This window comes from Nocardia sp. NPDC003183, assembly GCF_053590715.1.
Genome location: NZ_JBSFTG010000026.1, coordinates 14673 through 31018, shown reverse-complemented (window position 1 = coordinate 31018; position 16346 = coordinate 14673). Strand labels below are relative to the sequence as shown.

Sequence of the window (16346 nt, the reverse complement as noted above, 5' to 3'; positions counted from 1 at the left end):
TCGGTCGGCCGCGGGGTTTCCGTGGTCGGGTGGCCGCAGGCGCGAGTCTCGAGCGCTGACCGGCGGCCCCTCAGGGCCGCGGACACGCGCGCGCCAGCGCGCCAATAAACACAGCGTCAAACAGTCCCGGGACTACCGAACTCCGAATCCCGCCCTAAAGGTCGAACGTCTCCCCCGGCGACACCGCGTGCACCGGCCCCGAGAAAGCCGCCTTGGCCTCAGCGATCACATCCTCACGCGAAGTCCACGGCGGAATATGGGTCAGCAACAGCTCCTTGGCCCCGGCGCGAGTAGCGATTTCCCCCGCCTCGGTCCCCGAAAGATGAATCCCCGGCGGACGATTCGCCGGATCATGAGTCCACGACGCCTCGGCCATCAGCACATCCGCACCCTGCGCCAAGTCGACCACCGCATCGCACATCGCCGTATCACCGGTGTAGACGAAGACCCGGCCGTCGCCTGCGGTGATCCGCAGCCCATAGGACTCCGGCGGGTGGAACATCCGCCGAGCTTCCACCGTGTGACCGGGCCCGAACGGAATCGGGGTGTTCTCGACCCACGCCTGCGAGTCGATCACATCGGACCAGTCGTCGGTCTCGCCGCCGATCTCCGCGGACGCATTGCCGATCCGCAGCGCGGAATCGGACGGCCCGCGGACCAGCGCCTTCCCGGTCGGCGGATTCGGGTGGTAGCGACGCCACACCAGCAGTGCGGGCAGATCCAAGCAGTGATCCGCGTGCAGGTGGGTGAGGAAGATATCGACATCGGCCGGGTTCATGTGCTTCTGCAGCGCGCCGAAAATACCGGGGCCGAAGTCGATGACAGTCGGCCGCATATCAGGGCCCGTCAGCAGGTAGCCCGACGCTGGGGAGTCCGGGCCGGACACGCTGCCCGAGCACCCGAGGACGGTAAGGCGCATACCCCCATGCTGCCACGACGTGCTGGTGCTCAATGCAGGATCCCCCCAATTTCCAGACCGGATCCCCGGTTACCGCGTTGGTAGTGCGCGGCCGACCGATGCTCCACGGCGGCGTCGACGTTCATCTGACGAGAGTACCCAGCCCGCGAGCACTCCACCCACCGCCCCGAAAAGATGCCCCTGCCAAGAAATTCGAGGGTCGCTCGGCAGCACGCCCCACAGCATCGAGCCGTAGAACACGAGGATCACCAGTCCCACCACGATCTGGCCCACATTGCGCGTGAACCACCCGCGGCAGATCAGGTACGTCAGCCAGCCGAACACGATCGACGACGCTCCCACGTGCACACTTCCCGCCGACCCCGTGAGCCAGGTACCGACGCCCGCGATCACCCAGATGATCGCCGTGGCCGCGATCCCCCGCCCGATCCCGGAGAGCAGCACGAGGAAACCCAGCACGAGCAACGGCAGCGTGTTGGCGAACAGATGGTCCCACCCGCCGTGCAACAGCGGGGCCCACAGAATCCCGTCGAGCCCGGATACCTCGCGCGGCTCGATGCCCGCCGAGTCGAGTTCGCCGACCGATCCGGGTGGCGAATCGTAGGAGAGCACCATGTCGACGCCCTCGATCACGTACAGCGCCCCCACGAAGCCCAGAATCACCACCGCGGCCCGAATCCACGAACCGCCTCGCGACGCGCCGATGCCCGAACTCGCGTTGCCACGCAGCCCCGAGATCCGATCAGGATCGAACGAGGCACCCACCCCACCGCTCACCGACATCGCCTCCACTCCGGCAAGGGACCGTCGAACAGCCCGTTGACCAGAGCGTACCGAAGCCGGGTCACATCGCGTCAGGCCCAGAGTTGCCCGTCCAGCTTCTCCTCGGCTTCGTCCAGCGTGCCGTCGTATGCCCCGGTGGACAGATACTTCCAGCCGCCGTCGGCGACCACGAACGCGATATCGGCCCGTTTCCCGGCCTTCTGCGCCTTCTTGGCGATGCCGAGCGCGGCGTGCAGGATCGCCCCGGTGGAGATCCCGGCGAAGATTCCCTCCTCGCCGACCAGTTCGCGAGTCCGTTTCACCGCGTCGTACGGGCCCACCGAGAACCGGGTGGTGAGCACCTTCTCGTCGTAGAGCTCGGGGATGAATCCCTCGTCGATGTTGCGCAGGCCGTAGACCAGTTCGCCGTAGCGGGGTTCGGCGGCCACGATCTCGATACCGGGCACGTTTTCACGCAGGAACCGGCCGGTGCCCATCAACGTCCCGGTCGTGCCGAGTCCCGCGACGAAATGGGTGATCTCCGGCAGGTCGGCCAGCAGTTCCGGCCCGGTGTTCTCGTAGTGCGCGAGCGCGTTGGCCGGGTTGCCGTACTGGTACAGCATCACCCAATCCGGATTCTCCGCCGCGATCTGCTTGGCCATCGCCACCGCTTGATTGGATCCGCCCGCCGCGGGCGAGTCGATGATCTCGGCGCCGAACATCGTGAGCAGTTGCCGCCGCTCCACCGAGGTGTTCTCCGGCATCACGCACACGATCCGGTAACCCTTGAGCTTGGCCGCCATGGCCAGCGAGATCCCGGTGTTGCCGCTGGTCGGCTCCAGAATCGTGCAGCCGGGGGTGAGCAGCCCGTCGGCCTCGGCCTGTTCGATCATCCGCAGCGCGGGCCGGTCCTTGATCGAGCCCGTGGGATTGCGGTCCTCGAGCTTGGCCCACAGCCGCACATGATCGTCGCCGTCCCACTGGGGCGACAGTGTCTGCAATCCGACGAGCGGCGTATTGCCGAGCGTCGCGATCAGCGATTCGTAGCGGGCCACGGGGTCAGGCGCCGCCGGCCACGGCGGGCAGGATGGTGACCGACGCGCCCGCGGGCACCTCGGCTTCCAGCCCACCGGAGAAGCGCACGTCCTCGTCGTCGACGTAGATGTTGACGTAGCGGTTCAGCTTGCCGTCCGACAGCAGCTTCTCGGCCAGCCCGGGGTGATTCGCGTCGAGATCGGCGATGAGCGCGGACAGCGTCGAGCCCTCGCCCTGCACCCGCTTCTCACCTCCGGTGATACCACGCATGATGGTCGGAATGGACACGGTTACCGGCATGGGGGCTCCTCGGGGGTGGTGACTGTTCTCGGACGGTTCAGTAGGAATCGACGATGCGCACCGATTCTTCGGTGACCTCGCCGTCGACGATGCGGTAGCTGCGCAGTTCGTGCTCCTGCGGGTCGCGCGTGGAGACCAGCACATAGTGCGCGTCCGGTTCGGCGGCGTAGGAGATGTCGGTGCGGCTCGGGTAGGCCTCGGTGGCGGTATGCGAGTGGTAGATCACGACCGGCACTTCGTCGGCGTCGTCCATCGCGCGCCACACGCGCAGCTGTTCACCGGAATCGAACCGGTAGAAGGTGGGCGAGCGTTCGGCGTTGACCATCGCGACGAAGCGTTCCGGCCGGTCGCTGCCCTCGGGGCCGGCGATGATGCCGCAGGCCTCGTCCGGGTGGTCGGCGCGAGCGTGCGCCACCATCGCGTCAACGAGATCGGCCCTGATCACCAGCACTTCATCGACCCTTTCCACATCCTGCGTGCGCGCTGTCGAGCACCTTCCCCGACAACGACCCACCCTATTCGGGTATTCCGCGGGGTATGCACTCCGGTCCCGGCCGGGTCGTCACCGCAGGCGCGGCAAGTCGCCGAAGGGCTGGTCAGCAGGCAGTTGCGGCCACCGGGCAGCCGCACCACCGACAGTGGGTGACCTTGCGCGAGGTCGCCGATCAGCGCGGAAACAGATCGTAGTAGGCGGGGATCCCGGCGATCGAGGTCGCGGCGAGCACCGCGTCGACGACGGCGCGCTCGACGACCACCGCCGCGGCCGTACACAACTGGTCGAGCAGCAGCAGGTCGGTGGGGAAAGCGCGCGGCAGCGCGAGCGGGGCGACCTCGATCGCGCCGGTGGACAGCGCGAACAGGGTGTCGCCGTCGAGCGGGGAATGCACGGGGCGGATCGCCCGGGCGAGTCCGTCGTGCCCGGTCGCGGCCAGCCGTCGGCAGCCGGCTGGGTCGAGGGCGGCATCGGTGGCGATCACCCCGATCGTGGTGTTGAGCACCATGCTCTTCGCGGGGAGCGCGGCAAGTGCGGCGATCTCGTCCGCTGTCGCGTGCCGCAACCCGAAGAAGTCGGGTCCGTCGGTGCCGACGCCCCACGGCAACCCGGTGCGCGGATCGACGACCGACCCGACGGGATTGGCCACGATCACCGCGCCGACGGTCACCCCAGCCCCGGGGCCGTCCGCGAGAACCACACTCGCCGAACCGATTCCGCCCTTGATCGCGCCCGCCCGCGCACCGACACCGGCGCCCGCGGTGCCCCGGGCGAACTCGGTCGACGCCGCCGCGGCCGCGCGATAACCGAAGTCCGCGCCGGGCCGGATACCCCAGTCCCCGACCGGCAGATCGAAGATCACCGCGCCGGGCACGATCGGGACCACCCGACTCGGGTCGGCCGGGTCCATCGGAATGCCCTCGCGGTGTTCCTCCGACCAGCGCATCACCCCGTCCGCTGCGGCGAGGCCGTACGCGCTACCTCCGGTGAGGAGCACGGCATTCAGTTGGCGAACGGTGTTGGCCGGGTCGAGTAGGTCGGTTTCCCTGGTGCCGGGTCCGCCGCCGCGGACGTCGACCGAGGCCGTCGCGCCGCCGGGGACCCGCACGACCGTGCAGCCCGTCGCGGCGCCGGTACCGAGGGTGACCTCGGCGTCGAGCGCCTGGTGATGCCCGACCAGCACCCCGGCGACATCAGTGATCGAGTTGCGTGCTCCGGGGCCGCTGCGCATCATCTCGTCCTTCGTCGGCGATTCCGGTCGTCGCGCTCACGGCGCGAGCGCTTGCAGTAGTGAATCCTGCATCCAGGTGAGCCAGTGGTAGACGTCCAGATGCGGGGCGCGCGGGTCTTCCGGATCGAAATGGTCGGGCGTGTCGTCGTCGATGTCGAGCAGGGTGCCCAGCGCGAGCCGGACATCGGTGAGCGCGGCCAGCCACGCGTCGGCCTGCTCGGGCGTGAGCGCGATCTTGCCGCCCACTTCCGGGCAGCTGTCGAGGACGGTCTGCCCGGCGGCCAGTTTCGCGTCGATGATCTCCGGCTCGTGCAGGCTGCGCAGCGCGCTGTTGAGATCGGCGCGCGTGGCATCGGGAGAACCGGGCTCGGCGCGGTGGAAATCGGGCAGCAGACGCAGCAGTTGCGGATCGTCGGGCGGGGTGGAGCTGCCCGTGCGCAAGCCGGTGAGCGCGGCGAGTTCGTCTTCGGGGGCGTCGGCAGCGCGGTCACTGAGCAGTCCGGACACCGCGCCGATCAGAGAGCGAAGGACGGTGGCCTCGTGCTCGTCCATTTCGGATCGAAGCTTGAGGCCACTCAGTGAGTTCTTCCTGCTCCACTTACGCACAGGCCCAGGTTACTCAGGTCGTCAGTCGCGCTGCATGGTTGCCCAGAGCCCGGCGGCGTGCAGCCGGCGCACGTCCTGCTCCATCTTGTCGCGCGATCCCGAGGACACCACCGCCTTGCCCTCGTTGTGCACCTGCATCATCAACTCGGTCGCCTTGGCTTTGCTGTAGCCGAACAGCTTCTGGAAGATGTAGGTGACGTAGTGCATGAGGTTCACCGGATCGTCCCAGACCACGGTGACCCAGGGCCGGTCCTCGGCCTCCAGGATCTCGGTGTATTCGGTGGTCTCCGGTGTCGCCTGCGGTGCCGACAGTGCGGCGTTCACAGCGTCGGTGACGGCGCCGGCCCGAACGTTATTGCACACGGCCATAAAAACCAGGGTACGACGAGGCCCGCAGGAAACAACACCCGCGGTGACTAGAGTTTCTGGTGTGCAGATCCGTGACGAGTTCGCCGGCAGCGCGCTGCTGACCGACCAGTACGAGCTGACCATGCTGGCCGCGGCGCTGGCCGACGGTTCGGCTCAGCGACAGTGCACCTTCGAGGTGTTCGCCCGGCGGTTGCCGAACGGGCGCCGCTACGGCGTCGTCGCCGGCACCGGCCGTCTGCTCGACGCGCTGACCCGCTTCCGCTTCGGCCCGCAAGAGCTGGCCGTGGTCGCGAAGTTCCTCGATCCGGCCACCGTCGACTGGTTGCGCGAGTATCGCTTCACCGGCGATATCGACGGCTACGCCGAAGGCGAGCTGTACTTCCCCGGTTCACCGATCCTGACCGTGCGCGGCAGTTTCGCCGAATGCGTGCTGCTCGAGACCCTCGCGCTGTCGATCTTCAATCACGACAGCGCCATCGCCTCGTCGGCCGCCCGGATGGTGAGCGCGGCCGCGGGCCGCCGGATGATCGAGATGGGATCGCGGCGCACCCACGAGCTCGCCGCGCCGTCGAGCTCGCGCGCCGCCTACCTGGCCGGATTCGACGCGACCTCCAATCTCGAGGCCGTGCGCAGCTTCGGCGTGCCCGGCGCGGGCACCAGCGCGCACGCCTTCACCCTGCTGCACAGCGGCGCCGACGGCGAACACGAAGCCGCGGCGTTCCGCAGCCAGATCGACACGCTCGGCATCGGCACCACGCTGCTGGTCGACACCTTCGACATCACCCGGGGTGTCGCCACGGCCATCGAGGTGGCCGGGCCCGAACTGGGCGGTGTGCGCATCGACTCCGGCGACCTCGGCGTCCTCGCCAGGCAGGTCCGCGACCAGCTCGACGAACTCGGCGCCACCGGCACGCGCATCGTGGTCTCCGGCGACCTGGACGAGTACGCGATCGCGGCGCTGCGTGCCGAACCGGTCGACGTGTACGGCGTCGGCACGTCGGTGGTCGTCGGTTCGGGTGCCCCGACCGCGGGCATGGTCTACAAGTTGGTCGAGGTCGACGGCATCGCGGTGGCCAAGCGGTCCAGTCACAAGCAGTCGCGCGGCGGGACCAAGAAGGCGGTGCGATTGGCCCGCGCCACCGGCACGATCGTCGAGGAGATCGTCTATCCCGAAGGCGGAGAAGCACCGGCCACCAACGGTTTTCAGGTGCGGGAGCTGCAGGTGCCGCTGGTTCGCGAGGGCAAGGTGGTCGACGGCGTGGCGACGCTGGCGCAGAGTCGCGAACTGGTCGCACGCGGGTTGGTGAGCCTGCCGTGGGAAGGGCTGAAGCTCTCCGCGGGCGAACCCGCCGTACCGACAACGTTCCTCGGCTGAGCGTCGCGGCACGCCGACGTGCCGACGACTCTCGACCGCACCGGCACCCGGTCGGCCACCGTACCGGGGTGGCCGCGCGGCGTCGCGCGGCGGAGAATGGTGCGGTCGAACGAGCTGGAGGATGACATGGGACGCGGTCTGATCATCGTGGACGTACAGAACGACTTCTGCGAGGGCGGCTCCCTCGCGGTAGCCGGCGGCGCGGCGGTAGCGGCCGCGATCACCGACTTCGTCGCCGGTGAGCAGTACGATGCGGTCGTCGCCACCCGCGACTGGCACATCGACCCCGGCGCCCACTTCTCCACCGAACCCGACTACGTCGACTCCTGGCCGCCGCACTGCCGAGTGGGCACCCCCGGCGCCGATTTCCATCCCGCGCTCGATGTCTCGCCCATCCAGGAAACATTCTCCAAGGGCGAGTACACCGCCGCCTACTCCGGCTTCGAAGGCGCGGCGGCGGACGGCACCTCTCTCACCGATTGGCTCCGAGCTCGCGGCATCGACGCCGTGGACGTGGTCGGCATCGCCACCGACCACTGTGTTCGGGCCACCGCGCTGGACGCCGCCGAGGCCGGATTCGACACCACCGTCCTGCTCGATCTCACCGCGGGCGTCGCCCCCGAAACCACCGAGACCGCCCTGACCACCCTCCGCGATGCGGGCGTCGGGCTGCGTCCCTGAATACTTCCCCCATGGACTATCGATTCCCGGCGCACACCCGATCCGCCCTGACGAAGGCACTCGCCGAGACCGACAGCATCCACGACGCCGCCGACACCGTCTTCTGGTCGAACCCGGCCACCGACGACCTCCAGCGCCTCGGCATCGCCGCGTTCGGCAAACTCCCCCCGGCCTTCTCCCACCTGCTGGCCCTGTCGAGCCTGCACACGAGCGTTCTCGACGCGGGCTTCTCTAGCTACCTGAAAACCCGCCGCAGCGAACTCCCTTGGGCCACAAGAGGTTTACGCGCAGCAGGCATGCCGCAACTGGCCGCCGCGGCCATCATCGCCGCCCGCGACGCCTCCCTCAGCTCCCCGAACGACGACCTCGACCGCTTCTGGGAAGACGAACACCAGACCCTCGCCACCCCCGACCAGATCCGCCGCCCCACCGGCGACCGCGCCGAGGACCCCGACGAGATCTACGACATCAACGAACCCGAGGATTTCGAACAGCGAGTCCTCGACTACGTCCGCGATCACATCGACGACTTCGTCCGCGAGTCCTGACCGGGCTCGCCATCGCTCGGGCAAACCTGTCCGAGGGTGCGGATAAGCTGCCAGCGTGCCCGAACTCCCTCCCGTCGCCGACCTGCTCGTCACCGCCGTGCATGCCCTCGGTGGCAAGGAACGCACCGGGCAGACCACCATGGCCACCGCCGTCGACCACGCGATCGACACCAAGGAGCACCTGGCCGTCCAGGCGGGCACCGGCACCGGAAAGTCGCTGGCCTATCTCATCCCGAGCCTGCGGCACGCGGTCCGTACCGGTCGCACGGTGGTGGTCTCCACCGCCACGATCGCGCTGCAACGCCAGCTCGTCGACCGCGATCTGCCGCGCCTGGCCGAGGCACTCACCAAGCCGCTCGGCCGCGCACCCAAGTTCGCGATCCTCAAGGGCCGCAACAACTATCTCTGCCTGAACAAGATCAACAGCGTGATCCCGGAAGACACCGGCGGCGAGGCCGAGCTGTTCGACGCCTTCGCCATCTCCCGCCTCGGCCGCGAAGTCCAGCGCCTCAACGAATGGGCCTCCGACACCGAGACCGGCGACCGTGACGAACTCGCCCCCGGCGTCACCGACCGCGCGTGGCGCCAGGTGAGTGTGGGCTCGCGCGAATGCCTCGGCAAGTCCCGCTGCCAGTTCGGCCAGGACTGTTTCGCCGAGAAGGCCCGTGCGGAATCGGCCCAGGCCGACGTGGTGGTCACCAACCACGCGCTGCTGGCCATCGACGCCATCAGCGGCATCCAGATCCTGCCCGAACACGATGTGGTGGTGATCGACGAGGCGCACGAACTGGTCGACCGTGTCACCGGCGTCGCCACCGCCGAACTGGCCGCGACCGCGATCAGCGCGGCCGCCCGCCGCTGCACCAAGCTGATCGACGAACGCGAGGTAGACCGCCTGGAGGGCGCCGCGGAGGCCTTCCACCAGGCACTGGAGGATCTGCCGCCCGGCCGCTGGGACCAGATGCCCGACGGCATCGCCCCGGTGCTCGCCCTGGTTCGCGATTCCGCCTGGAACGCGCGCACCGCCATCGCACCGCAGGGCACCGTCAAAACCCAGGACGATCCCGACAACGCCGCCGCCCGCACCATGGCCGTGGCCGCCATCGACGACGTGCACGACGCCGCGGTCCGCGCGCTCACCGCGTTCGAGGAAGCCGACCCGGCCGCCCGTCGCGATGTCATCTGGTTGTCGGCCGACGAGATGCGCGGCGTCGCCCGCCGCACCTTGCGGATGGCGCCGCTCTCGGTCGGCGGCCTGCTGCGCAGCAGGCTGTTCGGCACCGCGACAGTAGTGCTCACCTCGGCCACCCTGCAGATCGGCGGCTCGTTCGACGGGCTCGCGATCACCTGGGGCCTGCCGTCGCAGTCGCGCGGCAAGGTCGATGCGGCCATGGCCAACGGCGCCACCGCACCCGCCGACCTGGAATCGGTGCGCTGGAACGCCCTCGACGTGGGCTCACCGTTCGACCACGCCAAGTCCGGCATCCTCTATGTGGCCAAACACCTGCCCGCCCCGGGCCGCGACGGCCTCTCGCCCGCCTATCTCGACGAGATCGAACAGCTCATCACCGCCGCCGGTGGCCGTACGCTCGGCCTGTTCTCCTCGATGCGCGCCGCCAAGGCCGCCACCGAGGCGCTGCGCGAGCGGCTCGACACCCCGGTGCTGTGCCAGGGTGACGATTCGATGGGCGCGCTGGTGCGCAAGTTCGCCGACGACCCGGCCACCTCATTGTTCGGCACCCTCACCCTCTGGCAGGGCGTCGACGTGCCCGGCCCGTCGCTGAGTCTCGTTATCCTGGACCGCATTCCGTTCCCCCGGCCCGACGATCCGCTGCTCACCGCGCGCCAGCGAGCGGTGGAGTCGCGCGGCGGCAACGGTTTCATGACGGTGGCCGCCAATCACGCCGCCTTGCTGCTGGCCCAGGGCACCGGCAGGTTGCTGCGCAGCGTCGACGACCGCGGCGTGGTCGCGATCCTCGACTCCCGCCTCGCCACCGCCCGCTACGGCAGCTACCTGCGCGCTTCGCTGCCGCCGTACTGGGAGACCAGCGATCCCGAGGTGGTTGCCAAGGCACTGCGCCGGCTCACCGACTCCGCCTGAGCGAAGCCGACGCTTGCAGGTCGAGTCTTGCAATCGAGGTGACCACACTCGTGAATCAGCGAGCGTGCGAACGCAAGACGTGAGAACGTGTGGTGATGATGCACCACGCCGATGGCGAGGTACTCGGCGAATTTCTGGTCAGCGCAAGATCTTTGGCCGAGTACCGCGCGATGTTCCATCTCTCCGACGATGATCTGGCTGGGCGCCGTGTCCTCGATTGCCCCGGTGGCGCAGCAAGTTTCGCGGCCGAAGCAAGCGCCATGGGTGCCGAAGTCACCGCGATCGATCCCATCTACGCCACCCCACCGACCGAACTGGCCGCCCGCGCGACCCCCGAAACCGAACGCGCCGTGGCCTGGGCACACTCCCACGCCGACCGCTACCGCTGGGACTGGTACGGCTCCACGACAGAACACGCCGCGATCCGTCGCGGCGCCGCCGCCCGCTTCGCCGACGACGTGCGCGCCGCGCCCCACCGCTATCTGGCCGGCTCGTTACCCTCACTCCCGTGTCCCGACGACGCGTTCGACCTGGCCCTGAGCTCGCACCTGCTGTTCAGCTACGCCGACCGGCTCGACGCCGACTTCCACCTGGCCGCCCTGCTCGAACTGGCGCGCGTCGCCACCGTCGAAACCCGCGTCTACCCGCTGCTCGACTACACCGGCGCCCCACTCGACGACCTCATCGACCACCTGCGCACCGAACTCCACGACAAGGGCATCGCCACCTCCCTGCAAAAGACCGGGTATGAGTTCCACCACGGCGCCGACACCATGCTGACGTTGCGTCCGGCGGCCTGATGGGCGAGTGCGGGGCGGGCGCGGCGGCCCGCAACGCGCACGCCGAGAACGGTTCGCCGCCAGCCGTACCCGCTTTCATGTCGTTTTCCTACCGAAGTCGGTCCGCCGCCGAGCGCCGTCGACCCGGCGCGGTAGGTTCTTAGTCGTGCATACGATGTGGGCCGGCCGGTAGTACGGCCGTGGCGGAGAGATCTCGAGGCGTGGCACTCCCGCGCACGACCCTGACGCTTCTTCTGCTACTCGGTGCCGCCGCCTTAGGCGTGACGCTGCTGTTCACCACCATGGACCCGTGGATGGACAGCGGCGGGATTCTCGTCGGTGGTCTCGACGTGCACATCTACCGCGACGGCGGCTGGCGGGTCGTGCACGAACGGGCGCTCTATATCGAGCCGACGCACTACGGCCTGCTCTACACCTACACGCCGTTCTCGGCCGTGGTCTTCCTGCCGCTACTGCTGGTGCCGTGGGCACATGTCACCACGACCTGGATGGTGCTCAACCTGCTGGTGCTGTTCGGGGTTGTGCTGCAGAGCTTCCGGATGCTCGGCTACCGCACCACCCCCGGGCTGGCCGCCGTCAGCGCACTGCTCACTCTGGCCTGCACCTTCGCCGAACCGGTGCGTACCACGCTCTACTACGGGCAGATCAATCTGGTGCTGATGCTGGTGGTGCTGTGGGATTTCTCCCGCGCCGAGAACAGCAGGTTGCGCGGCATCGGCGTCGGTATCGCCGCGGGTATCAAGCTGACTCCGCTGTATTTCATCGCCCAGTATCTGGCGCAACGGCAGTGGCGCGCGGCCGCGACCGGCGCTCTCACCTTCCTCGCGTCGATCGGTCTGACCGCGCTGATCCTGCCGAGCGACTCGTATCAATACTGGACGTCGACGTTCTTCCATTCCGGTCGTATCGCCCCGGATGTCCACCCCGCCAACCAGTCCCTGCGCGGCGCCATCGCCCACCTCACCCACGGCCCCGCGCCGGTGTGGTTGTGGCTGTTGATCGCCGTGCCGATCGCGCTGGTCGCGCTGTGGCTGGCCGCGGTCCTGGTCCGCCGGGGCGAACCCCTGCTCTCGGTCACCCTCGGTGGCCTCACCGCCTGCGCGGTCTCCCCGTATTCGTGGGGTCACCACTGGGTGTGGTTCGTTCCGCTGCTGGTCTACCTGATCCACCGCGCTCAGACCCGCGCGCCCTGGTGGCTCGCCGCGGCCGCGCTCTACCTGTCCATCGCCGCCTGGACCTACACCTACACCCCCACCTGGGTGAGCGTCGGCACCTTCCTGCTCCCCCCGTGGTGGCCGCTGCCCCAGGTCCTGATGAACATCTACGTGATCATCTATCTGAGCACCCTCGCGGGCATCGCCCTGCGTATCCGCGCCCGCAAACTTCCCCCGGCCCCCATCGAGCCCGCCATCGATCTCGCTGTCCCCGAACAGCTTTCACCCGAAACCCGGACCGTCGCCGCCCCACACCCCGACGACGACCGCCCGGCGATGATGAACTGAACTACCCGCAGGACCAATCGAAAACGCCCGACTCCAGATCGAGCTGGGCGTTGCCGCCGCCGAAGTTCATCCCGGAGATCTCCTCGATCTCCAGGTAGTACGGGGTCAACCCCTCGGGCAGCGCCTGCACGGGGAAGGCGGTGCCGCCGAGGTGGGAGCGGCCGAAGAGCGGCTCGGCCCACGTGGTCCAGCCGGAATCCTCGGTGAGCGGGTCCTGGTACTTGGTGTTGGGCTCGTATTCGACCGGGGGAACGCCCACGTTCGGGTCGGCGATGCGCTCGGCGAGCCAGACGCCGACGGTGGGGTGCACGTCGTCCCACGCATTACAGCCCTCATCGCTCGCGGTCGGGGAACCCGGCTTGCGAACATCGGCGGGCGGGGCGACGGGGCCGCCGGCGAATTCCTTGTCGGTGAGCCAGATCAGCGCGAAGGCGCCGCCGATCTCGTCGTGCATGATCTGCAACTTCGGGTGCAGGCGGGTGGACACGAGATCGCGGGCAAGGGGATCGTCCGACGAGGCGTCGGCCTCGACCGCGTCGGTTCCGGCGAACTGCCCCTCGCCCTGGAAGAGCGCGATGGCGGGGAACCCGGGTCCGCGACGCTGGAAATCGGTGGGCAGGCGCAGGGTGAGCGCGTGCATCATCGGCAGGCCGGTGACAGGTCCGCGCGGCCACGTCGCCGGATCGATGGCCGGTCCCTCACTGCCGATCCAGCCGGAGCGCACCGGCGCGTCGAGCACCAGCGGATCACCCTCGGGCGTCTCGGCCAGTTTGTCCGCCGAGTCTCCGAAACCCAGGTCGTAAGCCTTCATCGCAGCTCTCCTCTTCCATCCGCGGACAATGCGTGGCGCCGCTGTGTACAGGCGCCGCCACGAGGTTAATCGCTGCCACCGACTCCCCGCGCGTGCTCCGTGGAACCACGGACGTACGGGCGATGACGAATCAGCTCGAGGCGACGCGAAAGAGGCGGCGCGGCAACCGAACCCCGGTCACCGCGCCGCCTCTCGACGATCAGCGTTGCTGCGTCGGATCAGAGCACAGCCTTGAAGATCAACGTCACCACCGCGGCCACGACGGCGAGCGCCACGGCCCCACCGCCCCACACCACACCCTGGCGCTGCCACGGCCGCCCGGCGTCGAGCGAGAGACGCCCCGGCCCGGTGAACGCCAGCGCCGCGGCGGCCAGCGCGAACAGCAGCGGCGTCGTGAACCCCGGTACCGACGGATCCGCCGGGAAGAGCCCGCCGCTCCACAGCACGTTGATGGCGTTGATCATCGTTCCGAGCACGATGGCGGCGGCCAGCGGCGTGAACAGCCCGAGCACCAGCAGCAGCCCACCGACCAGTTCGGCGAGCCCGGCCAGCGTGCCGAAGAGTTCGCCGGGGTTGTAGCCCATGGCGGTGAAGCCGTCGGCATTGGCACGCCAGCCTGGTCCGTTGAACCAGCCGAACAACTTCTGGGTTCCGTAGGCGGCCATCAGTCCACCGAAGCCGACGCGCAGCACCAGCAGGCCGATGCCTGCGGCGGTGGTTTCGTCGGTGGTGGCGGTAGGAGTCAGGCGGGTAGCGGTGTCGGTCATCGTGTCCTCGTCTGCGAATCGGAAACATCCCCGCAACCGGACCGCGGTCCGATTGCCTTCCTCGATCACAACCCTGGGTCCGGTGCCACTATTTCACGCCGTTCCGGGCAATTCTGTGATGCCGGTCACAATCGATCGAAAAGGGCCGCCCCATCGGGGCGGCCCTGCTCGCAATTCCTCAGATCACCACGCCATAGTGGCGTAGCCGACCAGGGTCTCCTCGGACTCCTGCGACAGCTTCCACATGCCGCCGATGTTCTTCCAGGTCACGGGGATCGGGAAGGCGTAATCGCCGAGGCGGCTGTTCAGAGTGGCCGACAGAGTGTCGCCGTCCACGGTGACCGGGCCGGAGACATCCCAGCTGTAGCCGGGGATCCGGTTGACGGTGTCGCGCACGACCGCGAGGCTGCCGCCGTTGCCCGACTCGAGCTCGGCCGACGAACCGTTCATGGCCGCCTGCAACTTGCCGTACAGCTCGCCGACCGAGGGCGTGGCCGGTGCGGCGATCGCGGCGGGGGCGGTGGCGACAACAGCGGCGGTAACCGGCGCGAAGATGGTGGCAAACGCCATCGACGCGGCAACGAGCGAACGCTTCATGGGTGGATCTCCTCTAGTTAGGCAAGCCTAGGCTAGCCTGAGTATAGACACACCTATGGCCGGAACGTCTACTCGACCAAGAAGAAGAAGTACGCGAGAAACAGCACCATCAGCGCCCACATGGCCGGGTGCACATCCTTGATGCGACCCTTGGCGACCATCACGATCGGGTAGAAGATCATGCCCATCGCCAGACCGTTCGCGATCGAGTACGTCAACGGCATCATGATGACGGTGATGAACGCGGGCACCGAGTACTCGAGGTTCTGCCAGTCGATGTCGCCGAGCGAACGCGCCATCAGGATGCCGACCACGATCAGCGCGGCCGAGGTGATCTCGGCCGATCCGGCGACCACCGAGAAGATCGGATAGCAGAACATCGCGATCAGGAACCAGCCCGCGGTGGTCACCGCCGTGAGCCCCGTTCGGCCACCCGCCGACACACCCGCCGTCGATTCGACATACGCGGTGGTGGTGGAGGTCCCGATGATCGCGCCCGCGGTGGTACCCACCGAGTCCGCGGCCATCGCGCTCGCCGCGCGCGGCAGCGTGCCGTCCTTGTTCAGCAGACCGGCCTGGTTGGCGACGCCGATCAGGGTGCCCGACGCATCGAAGAAATCGACGAACAGCATGGTGAGCACGACCACGATCATCTGGCCGGTGAACGCGTCGGGCAGGTGGATGATCGCCTGACCGAAGGTCTGATCCAGGCCCTTCGGCATCTCGGCGATACCGTCCGGCACGCCGACCAGACCGGTCACCATGCCGAGGACCGTGGTCGCGACGATGCCGTACAGCACCGCGCCGTGCCAGCCGATCACCAGGAAGACCACGGTCACGATCAGCCCGAACAGCGCGAGCAGGGTGGTGCCCTTGGTGAAATCGCCGAGGGTCACCAGCGTCGCGTCACTGTTGACGACGATGCCCGCGTTCTTCAGACCGAGGAACGCCACGAACAAGCCGATACCCGCGCCGACCGCGAACTTCATCTGCAGCGGGATCGCGTTCAGGATCCGTTCCCGGACCTTCGTGACCGCCAGAACGAAGAAGATGATGCCCGAGAGCAAGGTGCCCGAGAGCGCTACCTGCCACGGGATACCCATGCTGAGCACCACGGTGTACGCGAAGAACGCGTTGAGACCCATGCCCGGCGCGAGCGCGATCGGGTACTTCGCCCACAGGCCCATGACCAGCGTGCCGAAGACGGCGGCGACGGCGGTGGCCGTGAAGACCGCCTGCATCGGAATGCCCTTGTCGCCGAGGGCGCCTTCGTCACCGAGGATCGACGGGTTCACCGCCAGCACATACGACATCGCCAGGAACGTGATCGTGCCCGCCATCGCCTCGCGCTTGAAGGTGGACCCACTCGACGAGATACCGAAGTATCCGTCGATGCGCCCTCGGGCACGGGTTAGGACGTCGCTGGCCATGACTCTCCTCAATGATCGA

18 protein-coding genes are annotated in these 16346 nt (G+C 68.3%); 6 read left to right on the top strand and 12 right to left on the bottom strand.

Annotated features, from left to right (window positions below; translation table 11 throughout):
* Positions 1–154: 154 nt before the first annotated feature.
* The 8 genes from ACWDXS_RS34775 to clpS all read right to left on the bottom strand — a co-directional run bounded on the left by ACWDXS_RS34775 (position 155) and on the right by clpS (position 5715).
* The gene (locus ACWDXS_RS34775; protein WP_378996732.1) at positions 155–919 is read right to left on the bottom strand and encodes a cyclic nucleotide-degrading phosphodiesterase; all 765 of its coding nucleotides are present in this window, start codon (positions 917–919) and stop codon (positions 155–157) included.
* 69 nt (positions 920–988) lie between these two features.
* Positions 989–1702 carry a rhomboid family intramembrane serine protease gene (locus ACWDXS_RS34770; RefSeq protein WP_378996729.1) on the bottom strand — a complete coding sequence of 238 codons (714 nt, stop codon included), beginning with the start codon at positions 1700–1702 and terminating at the stop codon, positions 989–991.
* A gap of 71 nt (positions 1703–1773) precedes the next feature.
* Positions 1774–2736, bottom strand: a complete 963-nt coding sequence (locus tag ACWDXS_RS34765) for a PLP-dependent cysteine synthase family protein (protein ID WP_378996727.1) — start codon at positions 2734–2736, stop codon at positions 1774–1776.
* Positions 2737–2740: 4 nt separating this feature from the next.
* Complete coding sequence (locus tag ACWDXS_RS34760) at positions 2741–3016, bottom strand: MoaD/ThiS family protein (RefSeq protein WP_101464168.1); 276 nt, start codon at positions 3014–3016, stop codon at positions 2741–2743.
* 37 nt (positions 3017–3053) lie between these two features.
* Positions 3054–3467 carry a Mov34/MPN/PAD-1 family protein gene (locus ACWDXS_RS34755; RefSeq protein WP_449972413.1) on the bottom strand — a complete coding sequence of 138 codons (414 nt, stop codon included), beginning with the start codon at positions 3465–3467 and terminating at the stop codon, positions 3054–3056.
* Positions 3468–3681: 214 nt separating this feature from the next.
* Positions 3682–4743 (bottom strand): P1 family peptidase, encoded by a 1062-nt coding sequence (locus tag ACWDXS_RS34750; protein WP_449972410.1) that lies wholly within the window; start codon positions 4741–4743, stop codon positions 3682–3684.
* Positions 4744–4776: 33 nt separating this feature from the next.
* Entirely contained in the window at positions 4777–5346 is a 570-nt protein-coding gene (aosR, locus tag ACWDXS_RS34745; protein ID WP_378996723.1) for an oxidative stress transcriptional regulator AosR, read from the bottom strand.
* 21 nt (positions 5347–5367) lie between these two features.
* Complete coding sequence (gene clpS, locus ACWDXS_RS34740) at positions 5368–5715, bottom strand: ATP-dependent Clp protease adapter ClpS (protein WP_101464172.1); 348 nt, start codon at positions 5713–5715, stop codon at positions 5368–5370.
* 61 nt (positions 5716–5776) lie between these two features.
* Here clpS and ACWDXS_RS34735 point away from each other — a divergent pair, with 61 nt between their 5' ends.
* The 6 genes from ACWDXS_RS34735 to ACWDXS_RS34710 all read left to right on the top strand — a co-directional run bounded on the left by ACWDXS_RS34735 (position 5777) and on the right by ACWDXS_RS34710 (position 12722).
* A complete protein-coding gene (locus ACWDXS_RS34735) occupies positions 5777–7090 on the top strand; it encodes a nicotinate phosphoribosyltransferase (protein ID WP_449972405.1) in 1314 nt (437 codons plus the stop codon).
* Positions 7091–7216: 126 nt separating this feature from the next.
* Positions 7217–7771 (top strand): isochorismatase family protein, encoded by a 555-nt coding sequence (locus ACWDXS_RS34730; RefSeq protein WP_378996718.1) that lies wholly within the window; start codon positions 7217–7219, stop codon positions 7769–7771.
* Positions 7772–7782: 11 nt separating this feature from the next.
* Positions 7783–8319: a DMP19 family protein gene (locus ACWDXS_RS34725; RefSeq protein ID WP_379314616.1), complete on the top strand. Its 537-nt coding sequence runs from the start codon at positions 7783–7785 to the stop codon at positions 8317–8319.
* A gap of 55 nt (positions 8320–8374) precedes the next feature.
* Positions 8375–10420, top strand: coding sequence for an ATP-dependent DNA helicase (locus tag ACWDXS_RS34720; protein ID WP_379314615.1), 2046 nt, complete (start codon positions 8375–8377; stop codon positions 10418–10420).
* 95 nt (positions 10421–10515) lie between these two features.
* Positions 10516–11220, top strand: coding sequence for a hypothetical protein (locus ACWDXS_RS34715; protein WP_378996712.1), 705 nt, complete (start codon positions 10516–10518; stop codon positions 11218–11220).
* 200 nt (positions 11221–11420) lie between these two features.
* On the top strand, positions 11421–12722 hold the full coding sequence (locus ACWDXS_RS34710; protein WP_449972400.1) for a glycosyltransferase 87 family protein: 1302 nt from the start codon (positions 11421–11423) through the stop codon (positions 12720–12722).
* A 1-nt stretch (position 12723) separates the two neighbouring features.
* Here ACWDXS_RS34710 and ACWDXS_RS34705 read toward each other — a convergent pair whose 3' ends face one another.
* From ACWDXS_RS34705 to ACWDXS_RS34690, 4 genes are all read right to left on the bottom strand, one after another.
* Positions 12724–13533: a hypothetical protein gene (locus ACWDXS_RS34705; protein WP_378996708.1), complete on the bottom strand. Its 810-nt coding sequence runs from the start codon at positions 13531–13533 to the stop codon at positions 12724–12726.
* Between the two features lie 218 nt (positions 13534–13751).
* Positions 13752–14300 carry a DoxX family protein gene (locus tag ACWDXS_RS34700; protein WP_378996706.1) on the bottom strand — a complete coding sequence of 183 codons (549 nt, stop codon included), beginning with the start codon at positions 14298–14300 and terminating at the stop codon, positions 13752–13754.
* 183 nt (positions 14301–14483) lie between these two features.
* A complete protein-coding gene (locus ACWDXS_RS34695; RefSeq protein ID WP_378638878.1) occupies positions 14484–14897 on the bottom strand; it encodes a hypothetical protein in 414 nt (137 codons plus the stop codon).
* Positions 14898–14965: 68 nt separating this feature from the next.
* The gene (locus tag ACWDXS_RS34690) at positions 14966–16327 is read right to left on the bottom strand and encodes an NCS2 family permease (RefSeq protein WP_378996704.1); all 1362 of its coding nucleotides are present in this window, start codon (positions 16325–16327) and stop codon (positions 14966–14968) included.
* Positions 16328–16346 lie beyond the last annotated feature (19 nt).

Coding starts and splice junctions, on each gene's coding strand:
- ACWDXS_RS34730 (WP_378996718.1), top strand. CDS start 7,217: ATGGGACGCGGTCTGATCATCGTGGACGTACAGAACGACTTCTGCGAG.
- ACWDXS_RS34750 (WP_449972410.1), bottom strand. CDS start 4,743: ATGATGCGCAGCGGCCCCGGAGCACGCAACTCGATCACTGATGTCGCC.
- ACWDXS_RS34695 (WP_378638878.1), bottom strand. CDS start 14,897: ATGAAGCGTTCGCTCGTTGCCGCGTCGATGGCGTTTGCCACCATCTTC.
- ACWDXS_RS34700 (WP_378996706.1), bottom strand. CDS start 14,300: ATGACCGACACCGCTACCCGCCTGACTCCTACCGCCACCACCGACGAA.
- ACWDXS_RS34705 (WP_378996708.1), bottom strand. CDS start 13,533: ATGAAGGCTTACGACCTGGGTTTCGGAGACTCGGCGGACAAACTGGCC.
- clpS (WP_101464172.1), bottom strand. CDS start 5,715: ATGGCCGTGTGCAATAACGTTCGGGCCGGCGCCGTCACCGACGCTGTG.
- ACWDXS_RS34770 (WP_378996729.1), bottom strand. CDS start 1,702: ATGTCGGTGAGCGGTGGGGTGGGTGCCTCGTTCGATCCTGATCGGATC.
- ACWDXS_RS34715 (WP_378996712.1), top strand. CDS start 10,516: ATGATGCACCACGCCGATGGCGAGGTACTCGGCGAATTTCTGGTCAGC.
- ACWDXS_RS34725 (WP_379314616.1), top strand. CDS start 7,783: ATGGACTATCGATTCCCGGCGCACACCCGATCCGCCCTGACGAAGGCA.
- ACWDXS_RS34690 (WP_378996704.1), bottom strand. CDS start 16,327: ATGGCCAGCGACGTCCTAACCCGTGCCCGAGGGCGCATCGACGGATAC.
- ACWDXS_RS34760 (WP_101464168.1), bottom strand. CDS start 3,016: ATGCCGGTAACCGTGTCCATTCCGACCATCATGCGTGGTATCACCGGA.
- ACWDXS_RS34775 (WP_378996732.1), bottom strand. CDS start 919: ATGCGCCTTACCGTCCTCGGGTGCTCGGGCAGCGTGTCCGGCCCGGAC.